A 4,825-nucleotide genomic window follows, 5' to 3' on the forward strand; every position below is an offset into this window, starting at 1 on the left:
TTCCCTCTTTAAGTAAGGCGCTTAAAGCACTATTTAACAACGGGTTTTCAATCTGCCCGTCAAGATAGGTATTCTCAAAGATCCATTCTATTCGCACAAGCTCTTGCTCGGGCGACTGGAAAACATAGACAGGCAATCCGTTTGCAAACTGCTTCTTGATTGGCTCTTTCAAACTTATATTTCCAATTTCACGGAACTCAGGTGCTTTGGTTCTATCCAACATGTACAGCCTCCTCTTCTTTTGATTTATACATTAATATAGAAGCATTCTCCGGTCTAAAAATAGCCTGAGCTTGCTGTTGAACTTCCTCAGCACTCACCGACAAATATTTTGAGACCTCCGTGTTAATGCCATCTGCATCACCCAATAACTCATGGAAAGCCAAGTTCATGGCTTTATCCAAAATAGATAGTTCCGCGAACACATTTGTCGATTCGATCTTATTCTTTACTTTTTCCAATTCAGCTGCAGGTACCAACTCGGATTTTATGACCTCCAATTCGGCCCAGACTGCACGTTCAGCTTCTTCTAACGAGATACCTTCCGATGGTTTTCCTTCAATGACAAAGAGGTTATTGTCGATACTTCCCATTACATAGGCGTTTATTTCACTAAATAACTGCCCCTCTTTTACCAATCGACGATACAAACGTGAGGAAGATCCTCTTGATAAAATATCCGATAAAAGATCCATTGCGAAATACCCTTCTTCCAATCTTGCGGGGCCATGAAATGCCATGTAAAGTGCATCTAAAGGCACTTCTGCCCAAGTAGTCTCACGCCTTATCTCCTCTTGCGCCGGCTCTTTAGGCAATTGACGATTGTATTTTTCGCCAGCCTCAATATCGCCAAACCACTTTTGGGTCAAAGCCTTTACTTCTTCAAAATGTACATCTCCCGAAACAACCATAATTGCACTCTGTGGATTATAATGTAATTTGAAGAAAGCTTTTACATCTTCCATGGTAGCCTCTTCAATATGGCTTAACTCTTTTCCGATAGTCGCCCAGCGATAAGGATGTACCTGATAAGCTAATGGCCGCAATTTTAACCATGCATCGCCATAAGGTTGATTCAAATAACGCTGTTTGAACTCTTCACTCACAACATTTCGTTGCACCTCAAGGCTCTGTGCTGAAAAAGCCAGACTTAACATCCGGTCGGACTCAAGCCATAATGCTGTTTCGAGATTTGAAGAAGGCAAGGTAATGTAGTAATTTGTGATGTCGTTGCTTGTGAATGCATTATTTTCACCACCTACTTTTTGCAATTCGGTATCGAAGTTCGGAATATTGATACTACCACCAAACATCAGGTGTTCAAATAAGTGTGCAAATCCGGTCTGTTCCGGAGACTCATCCCTTGCGCCCACATCATACAAGATATTGACACAAGCCATGGCCGTATTATGATCCTCGTGTACCAATACACGCAGGCCGTTTTCTAACGTAAATTTTTGATAAGAAACCATCTGATTTTTCTTCGATGTTTTTTAAATCCAGTTTATACCTTTTCGTAGTAAAGCTAAGGTTTTGGCTTCTTCTGAGCCTTCTTCAGGACGATAATCGTACACCCAATTGGCCTGGGCAGGTAGACTCATCAGGATCGACTCAATTCGACCATTCGTTTCAAGTCCAAATTTAGTCCCGGAGTCCCATACCAAGTTAAATTCGACGTAGCGTCCGCGGCGGATTAATTGCCAATTTTTTTGTTGATCAGTAAAGGCTTTATGTCGATTTTTCTCGACCAAAGCGGTGTAGGTTGGTGCAAACGTACGGCCAAGATCACACGAAAAAGCAAAAATATCTTCCATGCTCATCCCCGTTTTTTCAGTATTCAACTTATCGTAAAATACACCTCCTATTCCCCGTGTTTCCTGACGGTGTCTGATATAAAAATAATCATCCGCCCAATTTTTAAATTTTTCATAGAATGTTGCATCATGTCGATCACATACATCTTTCAGCTGCTGATGAAAATAGCTGGCATCCTCTTCGTCGACATAATGCGGCGTTAAATCGATTCCACCACCAAACCAACGAATCTGATCGTTTAGCTCAAAATAGCGGATATTCATGTGTATAATAGGGACTAAGGGATTATTTGGATGAATGACGATGGATACTCCTGTCGCAAAGAAATCATCTTCCTCTACAGCAAATGATTTTTTAATCGCTTCGGGTAATTTGCCATAGACAGACGAAAAGTTAACACCTCCCTTTTCCAAAATTTGACCATTCTGAATGATCCTGGTACGACCTCCGCCACCACCTTCACGTTCCCACAATTCTTCTTCAAAGCGCGCCGATCCATCTAATTTCTCCAACGCCTGACATATTTCGTCCTGAATTTCTTTATAAGCTAAAGCAATCGCTTCTTTTGTTATCATCTACTCTATTGCTACTTTATTATGTTAATTTTTCGCTTAATGCTTGAATAATTTTAGATGCAGGAAGGTGTTCATACAAAATTTGGTGCACGGCATCGCATATAGGTAATTCCACTGCATATTTTTTTGCATATTCCTGAATACATGCCGAAGCGTAATACCCTTCAGCCACCATATTCATTTCCAATTGAGCAGATTGTACACTGTACCCCTTTCCAATCATATTTCCAAAGGTTCTATTTCGGCTGAATTGGGAATAGGCTGTCACCAAAAGATCCCCTAAGTAAGCCGAAGTATTCACATCCCTGGAAGTATCACCGTCCACTTTACCTACAAAACGACGCATTTCGCGAATTGCATTGGATACCAACACCGCTTGAAAATTATCACCATAACCTAAGCCATGGCAGATACCTCCCGCCAAAGCATATATATTTTTCAATACTGCACCAAATTCTATCCCTAGGACATCTTCCGAAAGAATCGTCTTAATGACCCTTGACGATAAAAAGGAAGCAACCAATGCTGCACTATCTAGGTTTTTACAGCCGAAAGTTAAATAAGACAATTTGCCTAAAGCAACTTCCTCCGCATGACATGGGCCACCAACCACACAGATCTGTTCAATATCTACCTCATATCGTTGCTCCAAAAACTCACCGATAATCAAATTATCTTTGGGAATAATCCCCTTAATGGCCGAAACGACAATTTTATTTCTAAAATCTTCCTTCGTAACATTTGCCAGAGCATCCTTCAAATAAGCCGCAGGCGTATTTAAAATGACAATGTCCGAATTCGTAATTACATTTTTTGCATCGGTATCAATCGTCGTAATACTAAGATCAACCGAAACACTGCTCAGGTAAGTCGGATTGTGTTTGAATTTTTGAATATATTCTGCATCTTCTTCCTTTCTTACCCACCAAAAAATATGCTTTTCTTGGTCATTTTCACATAGCATCTTGATCATAGCGGTAGCCCAACTTCCGCTACCAATTATACCAATCTTTTTCCCCTGCATGTCTTTAATTTGTTTTCGATAGCAAATATACTTATTTACTCATTAGATATACGATTCATGCGGTGAGATATGATACTTTCGTTACTTTCTTAAGCAAATAAACGTTGCCAAAAGCCTATTTCCAAACCAACATAATAGTCTTTATCTTCGAATTTTATGGGGTAAATAGTAATAAAATCATGCTGCTCTGGATTACCTCTTCCTGAAATTAAATCAAATTCATGGCGGTGAAAAGGACAGATTACTTTTCCACGTTCACACCAGCCATTTTTCAGTGGTGCTCCAGCATGTGGGCATTTTCGGGAGAACGCATAGAGTTGATCTTCAAACCAGGTTATGCAAATAATTTTCCCACCGAATTTATGTTCGCTGATGCCCTGATTTTTCAGAAATTCGGCATGTTCAATTTTGTACCAATGAACCATTCGACAAGATAGCTAAAAATTACAGTGAATTTTCTATCTTTGTGCAATTTCAAAAATTTGCACTATATATGGCTTTACAATGCGGTATCGTAGGTTTACCAAACGTCGGTAAATCAACATTATTTAACTGTTTGTCGAACGCGAAAGCGCAAGCGGCTAACTTTCCATTTTGTACAATTGAACCAAATGTTGGGGTAATTACCGTACCGGATGCCCGTCTCAATAAATTAGCTGAATTAGTCAACCCACAACGCGTTGTTCCAAATACAATCGAGATCGTCGACATCGCAGGTCTTGTAAAAGGAGCTTCAAAAGGTGAAGGCTTAGGCAACCAATTCTTAGGAAATATTCGTACAACCAATGCTATTATTCACGTTTTAAGATGTTTTGACGACGGAAACGTGATCCACGTTGATGGTTCGGTAGACCCGATCAGAGATAAAGAAATCATTGACACCGAATTACAGCTTAAGGATTTGGATACCGTTGTAAAACGTATCCAAAAGGTTGAAAAAATGGCTAAAACAGGCGGTGACAAAGACGCAAAAAGAACATTTGACATCCTGTCAATCGTTAAAGATCATCTTGAGGCTGGCAAATCTGCACGGACTGCAGCGATTGAAGCTGAAGATTTTGAGTTTATTCAGGATTTAGCATTATTGACCGCTAAACCTGTACTTTATGTGTGTAATGTAGATGAAGGCTCCGTCAACACAGGAAACGCTTATGTAGAACGTGTTAAGGAAGCCGTAAAGGACGAAAAAGCCGAAGTATTGATTATTTCTGCTCAGATCGAATCCGAAATTGCACAACTGGAAAGCTACGAAGAACGCAAAATGTTCTTAGATGACCTTGGGCTTGAAGAATCTGGCGTTCATAAACTGATCCGCGCGGCATATTCACTTTTAAATCTAGCAACTTATTTTACCGCTGGTGTACAAGAAGTCCGCGCTTGGACGATTGAGAATGGATTTACAGCACCTCAG

Annotated in this window: 5 protein-coding genes and 1 pseudogene; 1 reads left to right on the top strand and 5 read right to left on the bottom strand. The window is 40.2% G+C overall.

The window, feature by feature from the left end; genetic code table 11:
• The 5 genes and pseudogenes from B2X72_RS17115 to B2X72_RS17135 all read right to left on the bottom strand — a co-directional run.
• Window positions 1-223, bottom strand: a pseudogene (locus B2X72_RS17115) (insulinase family protein); the annotation flags it as partial.
• Window positions 213-1,472 carry a M16 family metallopeptidase gene (locus tag B2X72_RS17120; RefSeq protein ID WP_088161435.1) on the bottom strand — a complete coding sequence of 420 codons (1,260 nt, stop codon included), beginning with the start codon at window positions 1,470-1,472 and terminating at the stop codon, window positions 213-215. The pseudogene B2X72_RS17115 and the gene B2X72_RS17120, both read right to left, overlap by 11 nt.
• A gap of 21 nt (window positions 1,473-1,493) precedes the next feature.
• Window positions 1,494-2,390 (bottom strand): oxygen-dependent coproporphyrinogen oxidase, encoded by an 897-nt coding sequence (gene hemF / locus B2X72_RS17125; protein WP_145329128.1) that lies wholly within the window; start codon window positions 2,388-2,390, stop codon window positions 1,494-1,496.
• Window positions 2,391-2,409: 19 nt separating this feature from the next.
• A complete protein-coding gene (locus tag B2X72_RS17130) occupies window positions 2,410-3,414 on the bottom strand; it encodes an NAD(P)H-dependent glycerol-3-phosphate dehydrogenase (RefSeq protein ID WP_286850844.1) in 1,005 nt (334 codons plus the stop codon).
• Between the two features lie 89 nt (window positions 3,415-3,503).
• Window positions 3,504-3,839 carry a Rieske (2Fe-2S) protein gene (locus B2X72_RS17135; protein ID WP_145329131.1) on the bottom strand — a complete coding sequence of 112 codons (336 nt, stop codon included), beginning with the start codon at window positions 3,837-3,839 and terminating at the stop codon, window positions 3,504-3,506.
• 68 nt (window positions 3,840-3,907) lie between these two features.
• Here B2X72_RS17135 and ychF point away from each other — a divergent pair.
• The coding region (gene ychF / locus B2X72_RS17140) for a redox-regulated ATPase YchF (RefSeq protein WP_286850846.1) at window positions 3,908-4,825 on the top strand (918 nt) is incomplete at its 3' end.

This window comes from Sphingobacterium sp. UBA7253 (assembly GCF_002472745.1).
Taxonomy (GTDB): domain Bacteria; phylum Bacteroidota; class Bacteroidia; order Sphingobacteriales; family Sphingobacteriaceae; genus Sphingobacterium; species Sphingobacterium siyangense.

What these genes read in the sequence shown, in the direction of transcription:
- B2X72_RS17120 (WP_088161435.1), bottom strand. Translation starts at nt 1,472, where the DNA reads ATGGTTTCTTATCAAAAATTTACGTTAGAAAACGGCCTGCGTGTATTG.
- hemF (WP_145329128.1), bottom strand. Translation starts at nt 2,390, where the DNA reads ATGATAACAAAAGAAGCGATTGCTTTAGCTTATAAAGAAATTCAGGAC.
- B2X72_RS17130 (WP_286850844.1), bottom strand. Translation starts at nt 3,414, where the DNA reads ATGCAGGGGAAAAAGATTGGTATAATTGGTAGCGGAAGTTGGGCTACC.
- B2X72_RS17135 (WP_145329131.1), bottom strand. Translation starts at nt 3,839, where the DNA reads ATGGTTCATTGGTACAAAATTGAACATGCCGAATTTCTGAAAAATCAG.